Source organism: Burkholderia sp. AU4i (genome assembly GCF_000466765.1).
Lineage (GTDB): Bacteria > Pseudomonadota > Gammaproteobacteria > Burkholderiales > Burkholderiaceae > Burkholderia > Burkholderia cepacia.
Window position 1 is genome coordinate 38,470 of sequence record NZ_ASSI01000194.1, and the last position, 21,906, is coordinate 60,375.

Genomic DNA, 21,906 nt, shown 5'->3' on the forward strand with positions numbered 1-21,906 from the left:
GCGGCGGGCTCCCCGCTGCGATCCGCCGCCTCGTGATCGGGGCGCGGGATTCGCCGGGCCTTTTGCGGCCCGATGCCGGCTCTGCGAAGACCGTGCGGATTCAATACAATGCGACGACAAGCCAGTGACACGGCGTTGCGCCGTCGCGTTCGAATCCCCCGGTTCGCCGCGCATCGTGTGCGTCCCCGTCGTGACGGCCCCCAGTCGAACACGGAGCGCAACATGAACGAACCCTACCTGCAGGTCATCGCGCATTTCTTCGCCAAACCCGGCAACGGCGACCGCGTGCTCGAACTGCTCGCGGAACTCGCGCCGGCGACGCGTACCGAGCCGCAGAACCTCGACTACGCGTATTTCCGGTCGGCGGAGGACCCCGACCATATCGTGATCCTCGAACGCTACCGCCACGCGGACGGCCTCGACGTGCATCGGGATACGCCGCATTTCCAGCGGATCGGTGTCGGCGCGATCTTTCCGTTGCTCGATCGCCGCGACGTGTTGCGCTTCATGGTGCAGCCGGACACCGGCACGGCGACGTCGCCGGGAGGCGCCTGATGAACCCGTTTCAATTCCGTACCGTGCCGACGCAGGTCGTCGAATTCGGCGCCGCGCGCCGGCTCGGCGCGTTGTTGCGTGAACGCTTTCCGGCGCTCGTGCGGCTGTGCGTCGTCACCGACGCGTTCCTGCATCGCAGCGGCGTGCTCGCGCCGGCGCTGGAGAGCCTCGCCGCGCACGGCTGGCAGGTCACCGTGATCGACGACGTGATCGCCGATCCGCCCGAGCACGTGGTGCTGGACGCGACCGAGCGGGCCGTCGCGGCCGATGCCGAGATCGTGCTCGGCCTGGGCGGCGGATCGTCGATGGACGTCGCGAAGCTGATCGCGGTGCTCGTGCCCGGGCAGCAGGCGCTGGCCGACATGTACGGTGTCGACAAGGTCACGAGCGCGCGGCTGCCGCTCGTGCAGATGCCGACGACCGCCGGCACGGGCTCCGAAGTGACGGCCGTGTCGATCGTCACGGTCGGCGAGGCGCGCAAGATGGGCGTCGTGTCGCCGCACCTGTTCGCGGATGTCGCGATCCTCGACGCCGAGCTGACGCTCGGCCTGCCGCGCGCGGCGACCGCCGCGACGGGCATCGACGCGATGGTGCATGCGATCGAGGCCTACACGTCCGCGCGGCTGAAGAACCCGGTGTCCGACATGCTGGCCGTGCACGCGCTGACGCTGCTGTCGCGCAACCTGCTCGCAGCGTGCGACGACGGCCACGACCGCCACGCGCGCGAGGCGATGCTGGTCGGCGCGATGTTCGCGGGGCAGGCGTTCGCGAATGCGCCGGTCGCCGCCGTGCACGCGCTGGCCTATCCGGTCGGCGGGATCTTCCACGTGCCGCACGGGCTGTCGAATGCGCTCGTGCTGCCGCACGTGCTGCGTTTCAACGCACCGGCCGCCGCACCGCTGTATGCGGAACTCGCGGCGATCGTCGCGCCGTCGGCGACGGGCAGCGACGAAGCGCGTACGCACGCGCTGATCGGCGAGATCGACCGGCTGATCGCCGCGACGGGCATTCCGCGCACGCTGCGCGAGGTCGGTATCGGCGAGGCCGACCTGCCGAGGATGGCATCGGACGCGATGCTGCAGACGCGCCTGCTCGTGAACAATCCGCGCGAGGTGACGGAAGCAGACGCGCTGGAGATTTACCGGCAGGCGTGGTGACGGGGCGGGCGGGCGCGCCGCGCCGCCCGCCACGCATTCACGTCACGATGCCCGCGTCGTCCGGCAGTCCCGAAGCACAGCTGCCGCACTGCCCGCCGGGTTATGCACTCGACGCGTCGGCGCCGGCCGCCACCACATACGCCGACGCCTGTTTCGTGCCGTCCGGCTGCGTGTGCAGATAGACGCCCTGGATTTCCGGCTCGAAACCCGGCAGCGCGTTGATCCCGGCTTCGAGCGCGCGGAAGTAGTCGAGCGCCGGGCCGCCCCAGACTTCGCCGGGCACCACGCAGAAGATGCCGGGCGGATAGGGCAGCGCGCCTTCCGTCGCGATCCGGCCTTCGATGCGATCGAGCGTGACGAGTTCGACGTTGTTGCGGATCAGCTCGGCGTTCGCGGCCTGCGGCAGCATCGCCTGCTTCGGAAATCGTGCGCGCCGGAACATCAGCTTCTGCAGATGCTTCATGTCGTGGCTGCGGTAGAAGTCGTGCATCCGCTGGCACAGCTGCCGCAGGCGCATGTTGCCGTACAGCTCCGGATACGCTTCGCACAGCGACGGAATCGCTTCGCGCAGCGGCGTGTCCTGGTCGAGATGCCGTTCGAACTGCGCGAGGTGCGCGACCAGGTGCTGCAGCTTGCCGAAGCTTTCCGACGGCGTGAGCAGGAACAGGATCGTGTACAGGTCGGCCTTCTCGGGCACGACGCCGTGCTCGCGCAGGTAGCGCGCGAGGATCGGCGCCGGCGCGCCGAACGGCGCGTACTCGTGCGTGTCGCGATCGATGCCGGGTGTCGTCAGCAGCAGCTTGCACGGGTCGACGAAATACTGGTCGTCCGCATAACCCTCGAAGCCGTGCCAGGTGTCGGCCGGGTGGAAGCGGAAGAAGCGCAGGTCGTCGACGATCTGCTCGGTCGGGTAGTCGGCCCACGGGCGGCCGTCGACGTTCTGCGGCACGAACGGACGGATCTGGCGGCAGGTCTTGAGCAGCAGCTTGCGCGCGTCGACGCCGTGCGCGACGCAGTCGCGCCACAGGCGCTTGCCGGCCGGGCCCGCGTGCATCTGCGCGTTGACGTCGAGCGCCGCGAACATCGGATAGAACGGGCTCGTCGACGCATGGATCATGTACGCGTTGTTGAAGCGCCGGTGATCGCAGAAGCGTTTCTGGCCTTCGATGTGGCTGTCCTTCTTGTGGATCTGCGACGTCTGCGAGAAGCCGGCCTGCTGCTTGTGCACCGACTGCGTGACGAAGATGCCGGGATCGTTGGGGCCGAGCGCGAGCATCAGCGGCGAGCAGTCCTGCATCATCGGGATGAACTGCTCGTAGCCGACCCACGCCGAATCGAACAGGATGTAGTCGCACAGATGCCCGATCCGGTCGACGATCTCGCGCGCGTTGTAGATCGTGCCGTCGTAGGTGCCGAGCTGGATCACCGCGAGCCGGAACGGGCGCGAGCGGTCGGCGCGCTCCGGCGCGACGTCGCGGATCGCGTCGCGAATGCGCGCCTCGTCGAGCGCCGCGCTGTCGACGCCGCCGATGAGGCCCCACGCGTTGCGCGCGGTTTCGAGGTAGACCGGGCGCGCGCCCGACAGCACGAGCGCGCCGAGATGCACCGACTTGTGGTTGTTGCGGTCGAACAGCACGAGATCGTCGGGGGCGAGCAGCGCGCTCGTGACGACCTTGTTCGACGTCGACGTGCCGTTCAGCACGAAATACGTCTTGTCCGCGTTGTAGATCCGCGCAGCATTGCGCTGCGCTTCCAGCGCGGGGCCTTCGTGGATCAGCAGATCGCCGAGCCGGACATCCGCGTTGCAGAGGTCGGCGCGAAAGATCGTCTCGCCGAAGAAGTCGAAGAACATCCGGCCGAGCGGATGATTCGAGAAGAACTGGCCGCCCTGGTGGCCGGGGCAGTCGAACTCCACATAGCCGCGCTGCACGTATTCGCGCATCACCTTGAAGAACGGCGGCAGCAGGTTCTCGCTGTAGATGTCGGCGGCGGCGGAGATCTGCCGGCCGTAGTAGTGGCGCCCGCCATGACGGAGCTGGATCACGCCGCTCGCGCTCGGCAGGACCGACGGCGGCACTTCCTGGCCGGGCTCGACCGCGACGAAGAACGGAATCGCGAACCCGGTTCGTTCGACGGTTTTCAGCACCTGTTGCGCCGAATCGATTCCGACCACGATTGCCGCGATATTCGTGAAATCGGTCTGAAATACATCGACCTGTTCATGCGTGGTGAGGAAGGCGCCGATCAGCGCCGGCTCGACTGCGATTTTCAACAGGCTCACGCGAATTCTCCCGTAAATGTGCCGAAACGGGAGCCGCATTCGCACGGGCGCGTAATCCGCATAATCCGGCACGCGCCGCAGCCGATTGAAATGCTCCCGCGAATGCTGAATGCCGAATGACGCACGGCGCGCCGCGCGGAGCGGCCTTGCGCGGCGCCGTGCAGCCGCCGCCGGTCAACGCACGGCGCAGCCGATCGTAGCAACAAAACCCTGCGAATTCAATCGACCGGAATCGCCGGTCCGGCTGCCGGGTGAAAGCACTCGAATAATCGGGAATGCGCGTGTTGCAATGCACATCAAAATGAACCGGGCGTGAAATGCGATTTGAAAACGGCTGACAGTTTCACCGAATCGTCTGCTTTTCATCAAAAGGCATCTATGGCATAGTCGGCTCCGAATTGGATGGCGAATCAAACCGGATTGGCGAGCGTCTCACGCCGCGGCCCGTGGCCTGCTGTCCGCGTGCTCGTGAGACGGATCACACTAACGAAGCATCGGAACAACGAGGGCAACAACATGAATACGTCCGTCGGTGGCATTCGTCGTCTCGGCATGCGCGCGCTTCTGGTCGACGACGAGATCACGCAGGAAACGGCGACCGGGCGCGCGGTCCGCACGCTGAGCGCGGAGCTCGCACAGCGCGACATCGACGTGCTCACGGCAACCTCGGCCGACGATGCGATCATGCTGATCCGTTCCGATCCGTCGATCCAGTGCGTGCTGCTCGACTGGGATCTCGGCGTGGACGGCCACGGGCCGTCCGAGGCCGTGCTCGACGCGGTCCGCCATCGCAACGGCAAGGTGCCGATCTTCCTGCTGGCCGACCGCAGCGTCGCATCGACGGTGCCGTCCGCGGTGATGGGCCAGGTCGACGATTTCGTGTGGCTGCTCGAAGATACCGCCGACTTCATCGGCGGGCGCATCCATGCGGCGATCGAACGCTATCGCGCCACCGTGCTGCCGCCGATGTTCGGCGCGCTCGCGAAATTCTCGCGCGTCTACGAATACTCATGGCATACGCCCGGCCACACGGGCGGCACGGGTTTCCTGAAATCGCCGGTGGGCCGCGCGTTCTTCGAGTACTTCGGCGAAGCGCTGTTCCGTTCCGACCTGTCGATCTCGGTCGGCGAGCTCGGTTCGCTGCTCGACCACTCGGGGCCGATCGGCGAGAGCGAGCGCAACGCGGCACGCGTGTTCGGCGCGCATCGCACGTATCACGTGACGAACGGCTCGTCGACGTCGAACCGCATCATCCTGATGGCGAGCGTGAGCCGCGACCAGATCGCGCTGTGCGACCGCAACTGCCATAAGTCGGCCGAACACGCGATGACGATGTCGGGCGCGATCCCGACCTACCTCGTGCCGACGCGCAACCGCTACGGGATCATCGGGCCGATCGCGTCCGAGCGCCTCACGCAGACGGCGATCCGCGAGGCGATCGCGTCGAACCCGCTCACGGCCGGGCTCGCCGATCGCCAGCCGAAGCATGCGATCGTCACCAACTCGACGTACGACGGCCTGTGCTACAACGTCGCGCGCGTCGAGGAGCTGCTCGGCGCGAGCGTCGATCGATTGCATTTCGACGAGGCCTGGTACGGCTACGCGCGCTTCAATCCGCTCTACCGCGATCGCCACGCGATGCACGGCGACCCGCGCGACCACCATGCGGACCGCCCGACGGTGTTCGCGACGCAGTCGACACACAAGCTGCTGACCGCGCTGTCGCAGGCCTCGTACATCCACGTGCGCGACGGCCGCAACCCGATCCCGCATGGCCAGTTCAACGAAACATTCATGATGCACGCGTCGACGTCGCCGAACTACGCGATCATCGCGTCGAACGACGTCGCGGCCGCGATGATGGACGGCCCCGGCGGCGCGGCGCTCACGCACGAGTCGATCGAGGAGGCCGTCGCGTTCCGGCAGATGATCGCGCGGATGAACAGCGAGTTCGGCGCGAAAGGCGACTGGTTCTTCGAATGCTGGCAACCGGACACCGTGCTCGAGACGCGCACGGGCCGCACGCTCCCGTTCCACGATGCGCCGCCCGAGCTGCTCGCGAGCGATCCGTCGTGCTGGGTGCTGCGCCCCGGCGCGCAATGGCACGGCTTCGGCAACATCGAGGACGGCTACTGCATGCTCGATCCGATCAAGGTGTCGATCGTCACGCCGGGTGTCGCGCCGGCCGGCGGCCTGATGCCGGTCGGCATTCCGGCGAGCGTTCTGACCGCGTATCTCGACGCGCGCGGGATCGTCGTCGAGAAGACGACCGACTTCACGATCCTGTTCCTGTTCTCGATCGGCATCACGAAAGGCAAGTGGGGCTCGCTCGTCAGCGCGCTGTGCGACTTCAAGCGCGACTACGACGCGAACCTGCCGCTCGACATGGCGATTCCGTCGCTCGCGAAGGCGCATGGTTCGCGCTATGCGGGCATGGGGCTGAAGGACCTGGCCGACACGATGTTCGCGGCGATGGAGCAGCTCGGCACGACGCGGCTGATGTCGGAAGCCTTCTCGATCCTGCCGAAGCCGGAGATGAGCCCGGTGCGCGCGTACGAGCATCTGGTGCAGGGCCGCGTCGAGCAGGTCACGCTCGAGGAACTGGCCGGGCGCACGGTCGCCACCGGCGTCGTGCCGTATCCGCCGGGCATTCCGCTGCTGATGCCCGGCGAGAACGCGGGGCCGGCCGGCGGCCCGGTGCTCGGTTACCTGAAGGCGCTCGAGGCGTATGACCGGCGCTTCCCGGGCTTCGCGCACGACACCCACGGCGTGGAAGTCGAGGACGGCACGTACCGCGTGTACTGCCTGACGGCCTGAGCATCCGGCCGGGCGAACGGGTCAACCCGCGAACACGCGAACACGCGAACACGCGAGCAGGCGAGCAGGCGAGCAGGCGAGCAGGCGACCGGCCGCGCGGCGGCCTCACATCGAAGGATCGACATCATGGAAAACGCAGCGCGCATGTCCGACGCGGCCACGGCGGCCGCGCCGAAGAACCGGATGAACGTCTGGCAGCTGACCATTCTCACGGCGGTCAACATGATGGGCTCCGGCATCATCCTGCTGCCGTCGAAGCTCGCGCAGGTCGGCACGATCTCGCTGCTGTCGTGGATCGTCACGGCCGGCGGCTCGCTCGCGCTGGCCTATGCGTTCGCGCGCTGCGGCATGCTGAGCCGCAAGCCGGGCGGGATGGGCGGCTACGCGGAATACGCGTTCGGCAAGGCCGGCAACTACATGGCGAACTACACGTACGGGCTGTCGCTGGTGATCGCCAACGTCGCGATCGGCGTGACGGCAGTCGGCTACGGCACCGTGCTGTTCGACGCGACGCTGTCGCCGCTGCAAACCGGCCTGTGGACGATCTTCCTGCTCGTGCTGACGACGGTCGCGAACTTCGGCGGCTCGCGCATCACCGGCCGGATCGGCGCGGTGACCGTGTGGGGCGTGATCATTCCGGTCGTCGCCGTGTCGCTGATCGGCTGGTTCTGGTTCAGCGGCGCGACCTGGGGCGCCGCGTGGAATCCGAACAACCTGCCGTTCGGGCCGGCCGTCAGCAGCTCGATCGCGGTGACGCTGTGGGCGTTCCTCGGGCTCGAATCCGCGTGCGCGAACTCGGACGCGGTCGAGAATCCGGAGCGCAACGTGCCGATCGCCGTACTCGGCGGCACGATCGCGTCGGCGATCTTCTACATCGTGTCGACCAACGTGATCGCGGGGATCGTGCCCAACGCGATCCTCGCGAAGTCGAACGCGCCGTTCGGCATCGCGTTCGCGACGATGTTCACGCCGACGGTCGGCACGATCGTCACCGCGCTGATGGTGATCGCGTGCATCGGCTCGCTGCTCGGCTGGCAGTTCACGGTCGCGCAGGTGTTCAAGAGTTCGGCGGACGTCGGTTATTTCCTGCCGGTGTTCGCGAAGGCGACCCGCACCGGCACGCCGATCGTCGGGATGGTGATCCTGCTCGTCGCGCAGGTCGCGCTCGCGCTGATGACGATCAGCCCGGAACTGAGCAGCCAGTTCCAGAAGATCGTCGATCTGGCCGTCGTCACGAACCTCGTGCCTTACGTGATGTCGATGGCCGCGCTGATCACGATCCAGAAGGTCGCGAAGGTGCCGCCGGCGAAGGCGCTGCTGACGAACGTGATCGCGATGGTGGCTACCGCGTACAGCTTCTATGCGCTGTTCAGCTCGGGCGAGCAGGCGCTGATGCTCGGCGGCCTGTGCGTGTTCCTGGGCTGGACGCTGTTCGGTTTCGTCAGCGCGCGCTTCTACCAGATGGAAGTCGACGCGCACGTGAAGGAGCCGGGGAAGTCGCTGCAGGCTTGACGGCGGCTGCCGTCGTCAGCGGGCGGCGCGGGCCAGCAGCGGCGGGATGTCCTGCTTCAGCACGTCGACGACGGCCCGCACGCGCGGCGGCAGCGGCCGCTGCGCGTGGACGAGCACGTTGAGCGCGAAGTCGGGAATCGCGTAGCGCGGCAGAAGCTCGACGAGCGTGCCGGCCGCGAGCGCGTCGGCGCAGGCCGGGTGCTGGACCACGCCGATGCCGCCGCCCGCCGCGATCGTGTCGAACATCGGCCGCCAGTGGCTCGTCGTCATGATCGTGCGGATGCGCGCGTATTCGAGCGGGCCGCCGTCGTGCTGCACGGGCAGCCGTTCGCTCGCGAAGACGCCTTTCACGCGGATGAACGGATGGTTCGCCAGATCGGCCGCCGTGTCGATCGGGCCGCACCGGTCGAGATACGACGGCGCGGCGACGAGCCGGCGGCCCACCGCGCCGACCGGGTGCGCGACGAACCCGCCGTCGCCGAGCTGTCCGACGCGGATCGAGATGTCGACGCCTTCCGTGACCGGGTCGACGATGTCGTCGTTCAGGACCAGATCGATGTGCAGGCCCGGATACGCGGTGCGGACATGCATCAGCACGCCCGGCAGCACGACCTCGCCGAAGCATTGCGGCGCCGCGAGCCGGATCGTGCCGTCGAGCGCGGTTTCCGTCTTCGAGACCGATGCGACCGCATCGTCGGCCGCTTCGAGCAGCGCCTTGCTGCGGTCGTAGAAGATCCGGCCTTCTTCCGTGCACACGAGGGTGCGCGCACTGCGCATCAGGAGCCGTGTGCCGAGATGTTTCTCGAGCCGTTCGATGCGCTCGCTGACGGCCGGCTGGCCCATGTCGAGATCGCGCGCCGCGCCGGACATCGTGCCGCGCTCGACAACCCTGACGTAGATGCGCATCGTCGCCAGCAAATCCATGAAGTCGCGCCCCTTGTCCGGTTCCGGTTGATGCCGATCGACGGATGGTACCAAAGCACGGCTGAATGAAGGTGCGGAGCGACCCGATACTGACCATCGGTTGCGCAGGCCGCGTGTGTTCGCCGGTGCGATGGGCGACAATCGGCCTCCGTGCGATCGACTGGAGACGACGACATGACGCAACAGGATGAAGCGGTGCGCACGCGCTGCGTCGCATGGCAGATCGTGCAGACCTGGCAGGCGGCCGAATGGTGCAGGCTCGTCGAGTCGCGAACGGGTATCGGCTTGTCGGGGTCGGTGTCGGGCGCGATCGACGGCGCGCCGTTTCGTGTCGATTACGCGATCTCGTGCGGTGCCGACTGGCTCACGCGCGCGGCACGCATCACGCAGTGGGGCGGCACGCAGCCGCCACGGCAGCGGGATATCGCGTGCGACGCAGGGCGCTGGACGATCGACGGCGTGGACGTACCGGCGCTCGCGGGCGCGACCGATATCGATCTCGGTTTCAGCCCGTCGACGAACACGTTGCCGATCCGGCGGCTCGGGCTGGCCGTCGGCGAGGCGGCCGTGATCCATACCGCGTGGCTGCGCTTTCCCGAATTCGAGTTCGTGCGCGGCGAGCAGCGTTATACCCGCACGGCGGAGCACGTGTACCGCTACGAAAGCGGCACGTATGCGGCCGATATCGCGGTCGACGAAGCGGGCCTCGTTACCGACTACGACGAATGGCGACGCATCGGCGCGGCCTCCGCGCGCTGACGCACGCGGGCCGCGTCGTGCCGTGCCGTGCGTCAGCGGCAGTGCATCAGCGTGCGCTGGCCACCGACAGCTTGCCGGGAATCAGCTTCAGCGCGCTGAACGCGTCGGCGATGTTCTGCTGATACGCGAGCGTCGCGTCGCTGATCGGCTGCACGCCATAACCGGCGCGCTTGAGCGCGACTTCGAGCGTCGGCGCGTCGAGGCCGACGAGCGGCGACAGTTGCGCGGCGACTTCCGTCACATGGTCGCGTGCCCAGCGGTCGACCGCGTCGACTTCGTCGAGCAGCGCGCGCAGCACCTGCGGATGAGCGGCCGCGTATTTTCGGGCGGCGAGGTAGTACTGCGTATTGCGCACGAGCCCTTCGCCGTTCGCGATCACGCGCGCGCCGATCTGCCGCTCGGCGGCGGCCAGGTACGGATCCCAGATCACCCACGCATCGACGTTGCGCTGCACGAACGCGGCGCGCGCGTCGGCGGGCGTCAGGTAGATCGGCTGGATGTCGGCATACGTCAGGCCCGCGTGTTCGAGCGCCTTCACGAGCAGGTAGTGGACGTTCGAACCTTTGTTGAACGCCACCTTCTTGCCGCGCAGCTGCGCGACGTTGCGGATCGGCGAATCGGGCAGCACGACGATCGCCTCGCCCTGCGGCGCGGGCGGCTCGTTGCCGATGTAGACGAAATCGACGCCGCCCGCCTGCGCGAAGATCGGTGGCGTCTCGCCGACCGTGCCGACGTCGATCGCGCCGGCGTTCAGGCCCTCGAGCAATTGCGGGCCGGCCGGAAATTCGAGCCATTGCACCGTGACGCCCTGGCTCGCGAGCCGCTTTTCCAGCGTGCCGCGTGCCTTGAGCACGACGAAGTTGCCGTATTTCTGGAAGCCGACGCGCAGCCGCGTGCCGCTGTCTTGCGCGTGCGCGGGCAGGCCGGCGAGCGGGCCGAGCGCGAGCCCGGCCAGCCCGGCGGCCGCGCCTTGCAGCCAGTGGCGGCGATGCGGGTTCGCCGGTGTCGGTTCAACGTCTGCGTGCGGTGTGTCGTTCATCGAGGCGTCCTGCGGGCGAAGGAGCGGGCCGCGCGCGAAAGGCGACGCGGTCGGCGCAGGGCGGGGCCGGATGCGGGCGCTGCACGCCACGGGCCGGCCCGCGCCGGACTCGTGACGATACGTCCGCCTGCACCGGCGGCCAACCAACGAATGCGCATATGCAAATCAGCGGTGGACGCGTTGCGGGCGTTCGCTCCGGCGATCGATGCAAAAACCCGCCGGGACGAGCCGGAACCCGCAGCGACGAGCCGAAACGCGGTCAAAACGCGGCCAAAACGCGGCCAAAACGCGGCCAAAACGCGGCCGGAACGGCGCGGCATGGCAGGCCGCCCCGGAGAAATCGCCGCGTCACACGCGTGGCCGCCCGGCGTTCGACGAGCCGCTGCCTGAACCGCTGCCGCGACGCTCAATCGGAGCCGGTCGGGCTTTCCTCGATCGAATCGACGCGATCCGGATAGAACGCGAGATGCCCGCGGATCGCGTCGACGGCCGGATAGGGTGCCTCGTAGGTCCAGACGGCATTGACCGCGCGTTCGCCGCCGACCGGGATCGAGTAGTACGCGCAGTCGCCCTTGTACGGGCAGTAGGTCGCGTGATCGGTGCGCAGCAGCAGCGTCAGGTCGGCGTCCTCGCGCGGGATGTACAGCACGGCCGGGTAGGCGGCTTCGCGCAGCGCCAGCGCGCGGCGCGTGTCGGCGACGATCCGGCCGGCCACCTTGACCACGACCCGCCGCGGGTGCGATTCGATCGTGAGCGGGTGATCGGGGCCCGGCGTCTTCACCGGGCGAGCAGGCGTATCGGGGCTGACAGGCATGGTGTGTCCTCCTGGAATCGGCGGCGCGACGGGATACGCGCCGGCGTGGGCCAGCCGATACGATGCACCCATTTCGGCGAACCTGCACGGGGCCGGAAGAGACCTCGCGGGCCACGTGCCCGACGCTCGCACGGACATCCCCGTGCCGCGGCGGCGGGATGCCGATCCAGCGATAAGCAACGCGGAATTAATTGGTAAGCGATCGGCGGGCGACGCGCGAAGATCGGCCGTCGTCATCTGCATGACAGCCATCGATTCCGCCACCATGAAGACCTCTTTCGTTTCGTCCGCCGCGCGTCGCGTGCGGAAACCGCCGCGCGCCGCGACGGCCCTGCGCTGCATCGTGGCGTCGCTGCTGCTCGCCGGCGCGGCCACGCACGCGCTTGCCGCGCCCGCCGGCAAGACGCTCGTGTATTGCACCGAAGGCAGCCCGGCCGGCTTCGATCCGGGCCAGCACACGACGAGCACCGATTTCGACGCGAGCACGTTCACGATCTACAACGGGCTCGTGCAGTTCAAGCGCGGCACGCTCGATCTCGAACCGTCGCTCGCGACGAGCTGGGACGTGTCGCCCGACCAGCGCACGATCACGTTCCATTTGCGGCGCGGCGTGAAGTTCCAGACGACCGCTTGGTTCAAGCCGACGCGGCCGTTCCAGGCCGACGACGTCGTGTTCACGTTCCGCCGGATGCTCGATCGGGACGATCCGTTCCGCAAGGCCTATCCGGTCAGCTTCCCGTATTTCAGCGACCTCGGTTTCGACCGCAACATCGAACGCATCGACAAGGTCGACGACTACACGGTGCGCTTCGTGCTGAAGACGCCCGACGTCGTGTTCGTGCGCAATCTCGCGATTGCGTTCGCGTCGATCCTGTCGGCCGAGTACGCGTCGCAGCTCGCGGCGCGTCATCGAGAGGCCGACATCAACCAGTTCCCGGTCGGCACGGGGCCGTTCCTGCTGCGCACGTACCAGAAGGACGCGCTGATCCGCTACGACGCGAATCCGGACTACTGGAAGCCGGACGACGTGAAGCTCGCCCGTCTCGTGTTCGCGATCACGCCCGATCCGGCCGCGCGCCTGCAGAAGCTGGTGTCCGGCGAATGCCAGGTGTCGGTGTTCCCGCGGCCGGCCGACCTCGACACGGTGCGGCGCGACCCGAAGCTGTCGTTGTTCTCGGGGATGGGTTTCAACGTCGGCTTCGTCGCGTACAACACGCAGCATGCGCCGCTCGATCGTGTCGACGTGCGGCGCGCGCTCGACATCGCGATCGACAAGTCGGCGATCGTGAAGACCGTGTTCAACGGCGACGCGAAGATCGCGACGAACCCGATGCCGCCCGCGCAATGGTCGTACAACCCGCGCCTGAAGGATGCGCCGCGCGATCCGGCGGCCGCGAAGGCGCTGCTCGCGCAGGCCGGTTTCCCGAACGGCTTCGACCTCACGCTGTGGGCGATGCCCGTGCAGCGCCCGTACAACCCGAATGCGCAGCTGATGGCGCAGTTGATCCAGCAGGACTGGGCGAAGATCGGCGTGCGCGCGAAGATCGTCAGCTACGAATGGGGCGAATACAACCGCCGCGCGAAGCTCGAAGGGCAGCACGACGCGATCCTGTACGGCTGGTCGGGCGACAACGGCGATCCCGACAACTGGCTCGGCACGCTGCTCGGTTGCGACGCGGTGCACGGCAGCAATCTCGCGAAATGGTGCAACCAGGATTTCGAACGGCTGGTGGACGCCGCGCGTTCCAATGCGGACGTCGCGAAACGCACGGCGCTGTACGAACAGGCGCAGGTCGTGTTCAAGGACCAGGTGCCGTTCACGCCGATCGCGACGTCGATCGTGTCGCTGCCCGTGTCGAAGCGCGTGCACGGGCTGACGTTCTCGCCGCTCGGCGGGCACCGCTTCGACGGGGTCTGGCTGGATTGACCGACGGGCCGCGCACACGCGCGGCCCACGCATTCATCGGCATGACGTGACGGAAGCACGGAAGCGAAGGAAAGGCCGGCGCGCCGCGGTGCGCCGGCTGCCGCCGGTTCAGTTGAGCGCGATCGCCGCCGCGGCCTCGACCGGCGAGCCTTCGAGTGCGACCGACGGCCGGCCGTCGGGGCCGACCGGCACGTCGCCGGTGAGCGTCGTGCGATAGAGCTGGCGGTCGAAGTCGAGATCGAAGATGTCGACCGGCGCGAGGTGGGCGGTCGCGCGGTTGTCCCAGAACGCGATGCTGCGCGGCTCCCACTTGAAGCGGATCGTGAATTCGGGCCGCGTCACGTGTTCCCACAGCAGTTCGAGCAGGGCCTGGCTCTCGCGCGGCGTCAGCCCGACGATCGATTTCAGGAAGCTCGGGCTCACGTACAGCGCGCGTTCGCCGGTCTCCGGGTGCACGCGCACGAGCGGATGCTCGGTCACGAGCGGGCGGCGTTCGACCGCGTCGTCGAACGCATCGGTTGCGCGCGCGCCGGCCGGCGGCGTGAAGCGATGAAGGCCGCGCAGGCCGTCGACGAAGCCGCGCAGCGGCGCGGACAGCGTTTCGTACGCGCGCACGAGGTTGGTCCAGTGCGTGTCGCCGCCGTAAGGCGGGATCGTCACGCCGCGCAGGATCGACGCCCACGGCGGGTTCACGGCGGCCGTCACGTCGGTGTGCCAGCCGGTCCACGGCCGGCGCACCGGTTCGCCTTCGAAGCGGGTGGCCTTGCGGTGCTTCGCGATCGAGTACACGGCGGGATGCCCGTCGACGTGCCCGAATACCGGGTGGCCGACCGTCGGCTCGCCGAACTGCGCGGAGAACGCGACGTGCTGCTCGTGCGTGAGGAACTGCTCGCGGAAGAAGATGACGCGCCATTTCAGCAGCGCGGCGCGAATCGCCGATATCTGCGGCGTGGTCAACGGTTGCGTGAGGTCGACGCCGCGTATTTCCGCACCGATATGGGCGGACAGCGGGATCACGTCGATCGGCTCGGCGGCGGGTTCGAGTAAGGCGCTCATGCGACGCTCCTGGCGGAAATGAACGGGGTGCGGGGCCGACATCGTTGCGCGTGCGCGCGTCGGTTCGGTGGCGGGAAAGGCATGGTCGGGTGTCCGGTGGCGGGGGAGGCAGGTGCGGCGGCGCGCACGGAACGGCGCCGCCGCGTGACACGGGCGTTATTGCAGCGTCGCGCCCGGCCCCTTCAGCACGACGCTCCGGCGGCCGTCGATGCCGACCGGCACGTCGCCGTGCACGGTCGCGCGGCGCACGACACGGCGCGCATCGCCGTAGTCGTTGATCGCGTAGTGCTGCGTCGCGCGGTTGTCCCAGATCGCGACGTCGCCTTCCTGCCAGTTCCAGCGCACGGTGTTCTCGAGACGCGTCACATGTTCGTGGAATACCTGCAGCAGGTGCGCGGAATCCTGCGCCGACAGCCCCTTGAGCCGCTGCACGAAATGCCCGAGCACGAGCGTGCGTTCGCCGGTTTCCGGATGGACGCGCACGACCGGGTGCTCGGTTTCGTAGACGGTCGACGTGAACACTTCGCGGTAGCGCTTCAGTTGCGCATCGTCGGCATGCACGTGCGTCGACGCGTAGTCGTATGCATTGGTATGCAGCGCCCACAGCGTGTCGGCGAGTGCGCGCAGCGGGTCGGGCAGGTTCGCATAGGCGGCGGCCGTGTTGGCCCACACGGTATCGCCGCCGAACGGCGGGATCACGACCGCGCGCAGGATCGAGACCTTCGGGTACGCATCGACGAACGTCACGTCGGTGTGCCACGAATTGGCGCGCGCGCCGTGTGCGGAATCGAGTTCGAGCAGGTGCGCGCTGCCGTCGACGGACGGTACGGTCGGGTGGGCGACGGTCTCGCCGAAGCGGCGTGCGAACGCTTCCTGCGCGGTGTCGTCGAGGTGGTGCTGGCCACGGAAGAACAGCACCTTGTGGCGCAGCAGCGCGGCCTGGATCGCGTCGAACGTCGCGTCGTCGAGCGTACCCGACAGCCGCACGCCGGCGATCTCGGCGCCGATCCGGCCGGCGACCTGGCGAAGCTGGAGCGGGGTGGCGGCCGTGCGCGGCGCGGCGTGCGAAGCATGCGAAGACGGGTGAGCGGCGTGCTGGACTTCGGACATCGGGAGTCTCCTGGAGTCGGGTCGGTCGAGTCTCCATTCAAGCAGGGACCGTGCGCAACCGGAACCGATGAATCGTCACAACCTTAGCGTGCGAGCGGCGACGATCGATATGCGTCGTCGTGCTGAGCAAATCGAAGCGCCATGCGTGCTACCACGCGAGCCGCCATTCGCCGATCCGGTGCGGGCGCGGCGGGTCGATACGCTTGCCGCGCGGGTGGTCGTCGCCCGGCGGTTCGCCGTCGTCGAAACCGGCGAGCACGGTGTCGCGCAGCCGTGCGAATTCCGGTGAATCGCGCCGGCGCGGGCGCGGCAGCGCGACGTCGACGATGCGCTCGATGCGGCCCGGGCGCGGCGCCATCGTCACGACACGGTCGCCGAGATACACGGCTTCGTCGACGTCGTGTGTGACGAGGATCATCGTGATGCGCTCCTGTTCCCAGATGCGCAGCAGCTCGTTCTGCATCCGCGCGCGCGTCTGCGCGTCGAGCGCGCCGAACGGCTCGTCGAGCAGCAGCACGCGCGGGCGGTTCACGAGGCCGCGTGCGATCGCGACGCGCTGCGCCATCCCGCCCGACAACTGGTTCGGATACGCATGCTCGAAGCCGTTCAGCCCGACGAGCGCGACGTGATCGGCGACCGCGCGGCGCTTCGCGGCCGCATCGAGCGGCGCGTTGCGCAGCGCGGCCTCGATGTTCTGCGCGACGGTCAGCCACGGGAACAGCCGGTGATCCTGGAACACGATCCCGCGTTGCAGCGACGTATCGCGGACGCGCTCGGCACCGGCACGGATCTCGCCCGCGTAATCGGTGTCGAGTCCGGCGATCAGGCGCAGCAGCGTCGACTTGCCGCAGCCGCTCGCGCCGACGATCGTGACGAACTCGCCGGCGCGCACGTGCAGCGACACGTCGTCGAGCACGGCGAGCGCGGCGCCGCGTTGCGCGTAATGCTTGCTCACGTGGAGGATGTCGAGCGAATCGGAGGCGAGGGTCGTCATGGCGGGTCTGAGGAAGGAGAAGGAAAGGGCGATCAGCGCGGCAGGTCGCCGCGCCGGGCCAGCACCTTGCGCTCGATCGCGCGTGCGATCGCGTTCAGGGCCCAGCCGGTCACGCCGACGACGATGATCCCGAACAGCACGAGATCCATCCGGAACTGCTCGCTGCCGTCGATCAGCGTGTTGCCGATCCCGCTGCCGGCGACCAGCAGGTATTCGGCGCCGAGCGTCGCGAGCCACGAATAGATCAGGCCGAGATACAGCCCGGTGAAGATCGACGGCAGCGCGGCCGGCAGGATCACGTGGCGCACGAGCTGGAGCCGCGAGTAGCGCAGCGCGCGGGCGACGTCGACATACGCGCGCGGCACCGCATGAATGCCGTCGCAGGTGTGCGCGGCAACGGGCAGCAGCGCGGCGAGCGACAGGAACACGACCTTGGCGACGTCGCCGAGGCCGAACCATACGGAAATCAGCGGAATCCACGCGAACAGCGAGATCTGCTTGAACGTGTCGAAGCTCGGGCCGACCATTCGCGCGGCGAGGCGCGACAACCCGAGCGCGGCGCCGAGCAGCAGCCCGCCGGCCGCGCCGATCGCGAAACCGCAGGCTTCGCGCGCGAGCGACGCGGACAGCGCGCGGCCGAGCGCGCCGCTCGTGGCTTGCACCCATGCGGTGCGCAACACGTCGGCCGGGCCGACGAGCAGCCCGCTGTTCACGAGGTGCACGGAGGCGATGGCCCACCACAGCGCGAACGCGACGAGCGGCAGGACGAAGCCGCGCCAGTCGGGCGCGCGCAGGCGACGGGCGACCCTGGCGGCCGTGGCGGCCGGCGGTGCGGCGTCCGGCGAAGCGGAATGCGTCACGCGAGAATCTCCTTCGGTTGCGCGGGCAGGGCGGGCATCGTGTGTGGCTCAGCCCCGGAAGGCGGACGGCACGCCGCGGCGCAGGCGCGCCTCGAGCGCGTCGAGCAGCCGGTTGATCAGCAGGCCGACCGCCCCGACGACGATCACGGCAGCCATCACGAGATCGAGCTGGAACAGTTGCCGCCCGTACACGATCAGGTAGCCGAGCCCTTCGGACGACGCGACGAGCTCCACGACGACGAGTGCGAGCCACGACTTCGTGAACGCGAGCCGCACGCCGGTCGCGAGCGTCGGGATCGCGGCGGGCAGCACGACGTGCACGATGCGCTGGCGGCGCGTGTAGCCGAATACGCGCGCGACTTCGTCGAGCGCGGGCGGTGTCTGGCGAAACCCTTGCAGCGTGCTCAGCGTGACGGGAACGAGTGCCGCATGTGCGATCAGCAGGTACTTGAGCGGTTCGCCGACGCCGACGAGCAGCAGCAGGAACGGTAGCCAGCCGAGCACCGGAATCTGCACGAGCGCGTTGAAGCTCGGCAGCACGTAGGCTTCCAGCGTGCGCGACAGGCCGAGCGCGACGCCGGTCGCGAAGCCGAGCAGCGTGCCGGCGGCGAACCCGACCAGCACGCGCTGCAGGCTGATCAGCGTGTGGCGCACGAGATCGCCGCTCGTCGCGAGATCCGCGAGCGCGTCGAACACGCGTTCCGGCGGCGGCAGGATCTGCGGCGCGATCCAGCCGCGCGCGCTGCCGACGCTCCACAGCACGAACAGCAGCGCGGGCAGCAGCCACGGCGCGAGCCGCCACGACCATCGTTTCACGTGCGCCGCCGGTTGCGGCTGCGCGGCGAGCGCGGCGGGCGTGCGAGTGTCGGACGACGGGGCGGAAAACGCGGTGTCGCTCATCGGGGAGGTCCGGGTCAGGAAAGGGGCTTGCCGGCCGCGTCGTATCGTTGCCAGTAGTTTTCGAGCTTCAGCGTGCGCAGCGCGTTGTCGAGATACTTCGGCTCGAACCAGCCGTCGACGTCGACCGGCTGGCGAATCAGTTTCAACGCGAGCGCATCCTGCGCGACGGACTTGTAGCGCGCGACGAAGAACGGATCGATCAGCGGCGACAAGCGGTCCTTCAGGCGCTGGTTCGCGTAGTCGGCCTGCCACGACGAAACCGGCACGCCGCTCTTCGCCCACAGCTTGAACAGCGCATCGCGGTTCGCCTCGTCGGACGACCATCGCGCGCTCTTGACGATCGCGGTCACGACACGCTGCACGATGTCCGGATGCGCGCGCTCGAAATCGTCGAGCACGAGCAGGTGGGTCTGACGCGTGAACTGCGGGCCGTCGTTCTGCGATTCGTAGATGATCTTCGCGAGCCCCGCGTCGCGCAGCTTGTACAGCTGGTAGTCGCCCACCGACGCGTCGATGCCTTTCGACGCGAGCGCGGCGAGTGAGCTCGCGGCATCGAGGTTGATCACGCGCAGGTCGCGTTCGCCGAGGCCGTTTTTCGCGAGTGCGTTGTCGGCGACGAGCTGCAGGTTGGTGCCGCGGAAGATCGACACGCGGCGGTCCTTCAGGTCCTTGATCGAGCGGATCGTGGAGTCGGGCGGCACCGCGATCTTGACGCCCGAGCGCACGCTCGCGGCGAGCAGCAGGCGCGTCTTGATCCCGTTCGCACGCGCGAGCACGGCGGGCAGGTCGCCCTGGTACGCGAAGTCGAGCGCCTTGTTGGCGATCGCCTCGTTGACGGCAGGCCCCGCGCCCTTGAAGAACAGCCATTCCACCTTGATGCCGTCTGCCGCGAACGCCTTTTCGACCTGTTGCTGCAACTGCGCGGTGGCGGGGCTCGATCCGCCGAACGTCGGCGGATCGCCGGCGCCTTGCTGGGCGACGCCGATGCGGATGGTGGCGGGCTTGTCGGCGTGCGCGGCGGCGGCCGGCAACGCAATGAGGGACGCAATGAGCAGCGATCGCAGCAGGCGCAGTGGAAGCATGAATCGACGGGTCCGGAACGTTGAGGAACAAGGCAGGGCCGCAGCCCGTCGAGGCATTCTCGATGACGTGCCGGGGCCGGACAAGAAACGATTTGAACTATGCTTATCGCCGCTTTACGGGTTGCCGCGCCGCGCGTTCCGTTCTTTGCGACGGAGAACCGCATTCACATGCATTGGAGATTCATTCAGGATTCCCATCATGTCGATTGCGGCCCGATGCGGAATCGGGAAATCGTCGATTTGAAAATCGAAATGGCGACGTGGATGGATTTGCGTAAGGATCGCTGGACGAATCCGGGCGGAAAGATGGAGGCAGGTAATCGGGGAAATGCGACGAGGGCCGGTCAATTTTGCCGGGAAGGCACGCTGGATAAGGAGAAACGAGCCACTGTCGATCGATCCGGCATGCCGACAAATCGAATGGAAACGGTTCGATGGCCGGTCGGAAAATCATGCGCCGCAACAGTGGTTATGCCTGTTCAGATAGGTGAACCATGCGAAATGCCGCGAGAAAAATGAAGGCAAATGAGCGATATGGCTTTCATCGTTGCAGCATGAAATCCATAAATGCACTCCGACGCCAAATCATTTGAATTCGCCTGAAAAATTGTCTATACCCTAGACGAATCAGCGCGGTTGCATCGTGCGGGAAGACCGCACCAGGGATGCGGGCACGCAACGGTCGAAGTCATCGTTGCTCGCCGCGTGTTGTCGTGATCGAGAGTATTCCGGGGGATGCGAACGACCCAGTGCCAGGGTCGCCCGCAGGCATCGCAATGGGCGAATGTCCTGCGCAACCGCCGGAGCACGGGTGCGTCTTTGCGTTCAACGGTCGGTCACCGACCCGTTACTCGGAGGTTGCCATGCTGCAATACGTCAAGTCCCTGCTGCGTGACGAACGCGGCGTCAGCTCGCTCGAATACGCAGTGCTGGCCGGCATCGTCGTGGTCGCGCTGGCGGCGGTCGGCGTAATCCTCAGCAGCACCAGCGGCGGCTTGCCGAGCATATTCACGACGCTGATCAACAAGGTGACGAGCCTGATCTGATCCGCTGAACCCGCGCGCCACCGACGAACACCAGGATCCGCAGCGGTAGAACGTATCCGCGGCCGGTGCGTGTCGACGGACGGCTCTCCCATGCTCACGCTCGTGCAGTCGGTGGCCACGGTCTTGCTGGCCTCGCTCGCCGCGCAGGATCTGCGCGACCGGCGGCTGTCCAATCGCGTGGTGCTCGCGTTCGCGGCGCTGTATTTCGTCGCGGCGGCGCTCGCGCGCGACGGCTTCGCGCCGCTGGCCGGGCATGTCGCGATCGGCACGGCGACGCTGCTGCTGTTCGGCGCGATGCGTCACGCGGGCTGGATCGGCGGAGGCGACGTCAAGCTCGCGGCGACGGTATGCCTGTGGGCCGGCCCGGCGCTGGTGTTTCCGGTGCTGGCGAGTGTCGGCGCGGGCGGTGCGCTGTGCGGCGTCGCGTTGCTGGTATCGCGGTCGCGGCGTGCCACGCCGGTGCACGCGATCGACGCGCGCGGCGTGCCGTACGGCGTGGCGCTCGCGCTCGGCGGCACGTTGGCCGTCTGGGCGTCGTTTCCACACACGGTTTCGCTTACCTAGCCCGGGGGACGCACGCCGCCATGCCCAAACCGCTGAGAATGGCCGTGCTCGTCGTTGCCGCCGGCATCGGTGCGTTCATCCTGCGCGAACTGTACGTCGCCGCGTCGACGCCGTCGGTGCCCGCCGAAACGGATCAGGCGCGCGTGCGGGTCGCCGCCGCCGACCTGCCGGAAGGGCTGCTGCTGCGCGACAACGATCTCGCGTGGAAACGCATGCCGCGCGCGCAGGTGCCGGCCGGCGCGTTCGTCGAGTCGCAGCCGGGCGCGGACCTGAAGGGCGCGCTGCTGCGCAACCGCGTGGGCGCGGGCGCGCCGATTCGCGTCGAGAACGTGATTCCGGCCGGCGCGCCGGATTTTCTCGCGGCCGCGCTGCAACCCGGCATGCGCGCGATCTCGGTGCCGGTCGACGACGTGTCCGGCAATGCGGGGCTGATCCAGCCGGGCGACTTCGTCGACGTGTTGCTGACGCAGCAGATCGGCGGCTCGGCCACGTCGCCGGGCACGTTCGAA

The 21,906-nt window shown here is 68.1% G+C and carries 20 protein-coding genes; 10 read left to right on the plus strand and 10 right to left on the minus strand.

The window, feature by feature from the left end; all coding sequences use genetic code 11:
* Positions 1-222 precede the first annotated feature (222 nt).
* On the plus strand, positions 223-555 hold the full coding sequence (locus L810_RS34925) for a putative quinol monooxygenase (protein ID WP_021162884.1): 333 nt from the start codon (positions 223-225) through the stop codon (positions 553-555).
* Positions 555-1,712 carry an iron-containing alcohol dehydrogenase gene (locus tag L810_RS34930; RefSeq protein WP_021162885.1) on the plus strand — a complete coding sequence of 386 codons (1,158 nt, stop codon included), beginning with the start codon at positions 555-557 and terminating at the stop codon, positions 1,710-1,712. The genes L810_RS34925 and L810_RS34930 overlap by 1 nt, the downstream gene beginning before the upstream one ends.
* A 100-nt stretch (positions 1,713-1,812) precedes the next feature.
* Here L810_RS34930 and L810_RS34935 read toward each other — a convergent pair whose 3' ends face one another.
* Positions 1,813-3,993: an ornithine decarboxylase gene (locus L810_RS34935; protein WP_021162886.1), complete on the minus strand. Its 2,181-nt coding sequence runs from the start codon at positions 3,991-3,993 to the stop codon at positions 1,813-1,815.
* A gap of 516 nt (positions 3,994-4,509) precedes the next feature.
* Between L810_RS34935 and L810_RS34940 the strand changes: the two genes are divergently transcribed.
* Positions 4,510-6,810 carry an Orn/Lys/Arg decarboxylase N-terminal domain-containing protein gene (locus L810_RS34940; protein ID WP_021162887.1) on the plus strand — a complete coding sequence of 767 codons (2,301 nt, stop codon included), beginning with the start codon at positions 4,510-4,512 and terminating at the stop codon, positions 6,808-6,810.
* A gap of 126 nt (positions 6,811-6,936) precedes the next feature.
* The gene (potE, locus tag L810_RS34945; protein ID WP_021162888.1) at positions 6,937-8,322 is read left to right on the plus strand and encodes a putrescine-ornithine antiporter; all 1,386 of its coding nucleotides are present in this window, start codon (positions 6,937-6,939) and stop codon (positions 8,320-8,322) included.
* 15 nt (positions 8,323-8,337) lie between these two features.
* On the opposite strand, the gene L810_RS34950 is transcribed toward potE, so the two are convergent.
* Positions 8,338-9,246, minus strand: coding sequence for a LysR family transcriptional regulator (locus L810_RS34950; RefSeq protein ID WP_042977447.1), 909 nt, complete (start codon positions 9,244-9,246; stop codon positions 8,338-8,340).
* Positions 9,247-9,420: 174 nt separating this feature from the next.
* Here L810_RS34950 and L810_RS34955 point away from each other — a divergent pair, with 174 nt between their 5' ends.
* Entirely contained in the window at positions 9,421-10,005 is a 585-nt protein-coding gene (locus tag L810_RS34955; protein ID WP_021162890.1) for a putative glycolipid-binding domain-containing protein, read from the plus strand.
* A 46-nt stretch (positions 10,006-10,051) separates the two neighbouring features.
* Here the strand turns inward: L810_RS34955 and L810_RS34960 are convergent, their stop codons facing one another.
* Positions 10,052-11,044, minus strand: coding sequence for a sulfonate ABC transporter substrate-binding protein (locus L810_RS34960; RefSeq protein ID WP_021162891.1), 993 nt, complete (start codon positions 11,042-11,044; stop codon positions 10,052-10,054).
* Positions 11,045-11,450: 406 nt separating this feature from the next.
* Positions 11,451-11,858 carry a DUF427 domain-containing protein gene (locus L810_RS34965; protein WP_042977450.1) on the minus strand — a complete coding sequence of 136 codons (408 nt, stop codon included), beginning with the start codon at positions 11,856-11,858 and terminating at the stop codon, positions 11,451-11,453.
* 265 nt (positions 11,859-12,123) lie between these two features.
* On the opposite strand from L810_RS34965, the gene L810_RS34970 reads away from it, so the two are divergent.
* Positions 12,124-13,785: an ABC transporter substrate-binding protein gene (locus L810_RS34970; RefSeq protein ID WP_021162894.1), complete on the plus strand. Its 1,662-nt coding sequence runs from the start codon at positions 12,124-12,126 to the stop codon at positions 13,783-13,785.
* A gap of 108 nt (positions 13,786-13,893) precedes the next feature.
* Here the strand turns inward: L810_RS34970 and L810_RS34975 are convergent, their stop codons facing one another.
* The 6 genes from L810_RS34975 to L810_RS35000 all read right to left on the minus strand — a co-directional run bounded on the left by L810_RS34975 (position 13,894) and on the right by L810_RS35000 (position 19,787).
* Positions 13,894-14,841, minus strand: a complete 948-nt coding sequence (locus tag L810_RS34975) for a TauD/TfdA dioxygenase family protein (RefSeq protein ID WP_021162895.1) — start codon at positions 14,839-14,841, stop codon at positions 13,894-13,896.
* Positions 14,842-14,997: 156 nt separating this feature from the next.
* Complete coding sequence (locus L810_RS34980; RefSeq protein WP_021162896.1) at positions 14,998-15,951, minus strand: TauD/TfdA dioxygenase family protein; 954 nt, start codon at positions 15,949-15,951, stop codon at positions 14,998-15,000.
* A gap of 148 nt (positions 15,952-16,099) precedes the next feature.
* On the minus strand, positions 16,100-16,945 hold the full coding sequence (locus L810_RS34985) for an ABC transporter ATP-binding protein (RefSeq protein ID WP_021162897.1): 846 nt from the start codon (positions 16,943-16,945) through the stop codon (positions 16,100-16,102).
* Between the two features lie 32 nt (positions 16,946-16,977).
* Positions 16,978-17,805, minus strand: coding sequence for an ABC transporter permease (locus L810_RS34990; RefSeq protein ID WP_021162898.1), 828 nt, complete (start codon positions 17,803-17,805; stop codon positions 16,978-16,980).
* Positions 17,806-17,853: 48 nt separating this feature from the next.
* Positions 17,854-18,705, minus strand: a complete 852-nt coding sequence (locus L810_RS34995) for an ABC transporter permease (RefSeq protein ID WP_021162899.1) — start codon at positions 18,703-18,705, stop codon at positions 17,854-17,856.
* Positions 18,706-18,719: 14 nt separating this feature from the next.
* Positions 18,720-19,787, minus strand: a complete 1,068-nt coding sequence (locus tag L810_RS35000) for an ABC transporter substrate-binding protein (RefSeq protein ID WP_021162900.1) — start codon at positions 19,785-19,787, stop codon at positions 18,720-18,722.
* Between the two features lie 99 nt (positions 19,788-19,886).
* On the opposite strand from L810_RS35000, the gene L810_RS47715 reads away from it, so the two are divergent.
* The 4 genes from L810_RS47715 to cpaB all read left to right on the plus strand — a co-directional run.
* A complete protein-coding gene (locus L810_RS47715) occupies positions 19,887-20,306 on the plus strand; it encodes a hypothetical protein (protein WP_155836440.1) in 420 nt (139 codons plus the stop codon).
* A gap of 344 nt (positions 20,307-20,650) precedes the next feature.
* The gene (locus tag L810_RS35005) at positions 20,651-20,833 is read left to right on the plus strand and encodes a Flp family type IVb pilin (RefSeq protein WP_021162901.1); all 183 of its coding nucleotides are present in this window, start codon (positions 20,651-20,653) and stop codon (positions 20,831-20,833) included.
* 90 nt (positions 20,834-20,923) lie between these two features.
* Positions 20,924-21,397 (plus strand): A24 family peptidase, encoded by a 474-nt coding sequence (locus L810_RS35010; RefSeq protein ID WP_021162902.1) that lies wholly within the window; start codon positions 20,924-20,926, stop codon positions 21,395-21,397.
* Between the two features lie 20 nt (positions 21,398-21,417).
* Positions 21,418-21,906: Flp pilus assembly protein CpaB (gene cpaB / locus L810_RS35015; protein ID WP_042977453.1), on the plus strand; the 489-nt coding region annotated here is incomplete at its 3' end.

What these genes read in the sequence shown, in the direction of transcription:
- L810_RS34950 (WP_042977447.1), bottom strand. Translation starts at nt 9,246, where the DNA reads ATGGATTTGCTGGCGACGATGCGCATCTACGTCAGGGTTGTCGAGCGC.
- potE (WP_021162888.1), top strand. Translation starts at nt 6,937, where the DNA reads ATGGAAAACGCAGCGCGCATGTCCGACGCGGCCACGGCGGCCGCGCCG.
- L810_RS34940 (WP_021162887.1), top strand. Translation starts at nt 4,510, where the DNA reads ATGAATACGTCCGTCGGTGGCATTCGTCGTCTCGGCATGCGCGCGCTT.
- L810_RS34960 (WP_021162891.1), bottom strand. Translation starts at nt 11,044, where the DNA reads ATGAACGACACACCGCACGCAGACGTTGAACCGACACCGGCGAACCCG.
- L810_RS34955 (WP_021162890.1), top strand. Translation starts at nt 9,421, where the DNA reads ATGACGCAACAGGATGAAGCGGTGCGCACGCGCTGCGTCGCATGGCAG.
- L810_RS47715 (WP_155836440.1), top strand. Translation starts at nt 19,887, where the DNA reads ATGCTTATCGCCGCTTTACGGGTTGCCGCGCCGCGCGTTCCGTTCTTT.
- L810_RS34930 (WP_021162885.1), top strand. Translation starts at nt 555, where the DNA reads ATGAACCCGTTTCAATTCCGTACCGTGCCGACGCAGGTCGTCGAATTC.
- L810_RS34925 (WP_021162884.1), top strand. Translation starts at nt 223, where the DNA reads ATGAACGAACCCTACCTGCAGGTCATCGCGCATTTCTTCGCCAAACCC.
- L810_RS34995 (WP_021162899.1), bottom strand. Translation starts at nt 18,705, where the DNA reads ATGAGCGACACCGCGTTTTCCGCCCCGTCGTCCGACACTCGCACGCCC.
- L810_RS34970 (WP_021162894.1), top strand. Translation starts at nt 12,124, where the DNA reads ATGAAGACCTCTTTCGTTTCGTCCGCCGCGCGTCGCGTGCGGAAACCG.
- L810_RS34965 (WP_042977450.1), bottom strand. Translation starts at nt 11,858, where the DNA reads ATGCCTGTCAGCCCCGATACGCCTGCTCGCCCGGTGAAGACGCCGGGC.
- L810_RS35000 (WP_021162900.1), bottom strand. Translation starts at nt 19,787, where the DNA reads ATGCTTCCACTGCGCCTGCTGCGATCGCTGCTCATTGCGTCCCTCATT.
- L810_RS35005 (WP_021162901.1), top strand. Translation starts at nt 20,651, where the DNA reads ATGCTGCAATACGTCAAGTCCCTGCTGCGTGACGAACGCGGCGTCAGC.
- L810_RS34975 (WP_021162895.1), bottom strand. Translation starts at nt 14,841, where the DNA reads ATGAGCGCCTTACTCGAACCCGCCGCCGAGCCGATCGACGTGATCCCG.
- L810_RS34985 (WP_021162897.1), bottom strand. Translation starts at nt 16,945, where the DNA reads ATGACGACCCTCGCCTCCGATTCGCTCGACATCCTCCACGTGAGCAAG.
- L810_RS34980 (WP_021162896.1), bottom strand. Translation starts at nt 15,951, where the DNA reads ATGTCCGAAGTCCAGCACGCCGCTCACCCGTCTTCGCATGCTTCGCAC.
- L810_RS35010 (WP_021162902.1), top strand. Translation starts at nt 20,924, where the DNA reads ATGCTCACGCTCGTGCAGTCGGTGGCCACGGTCTTGCTGGCCTCGCTC.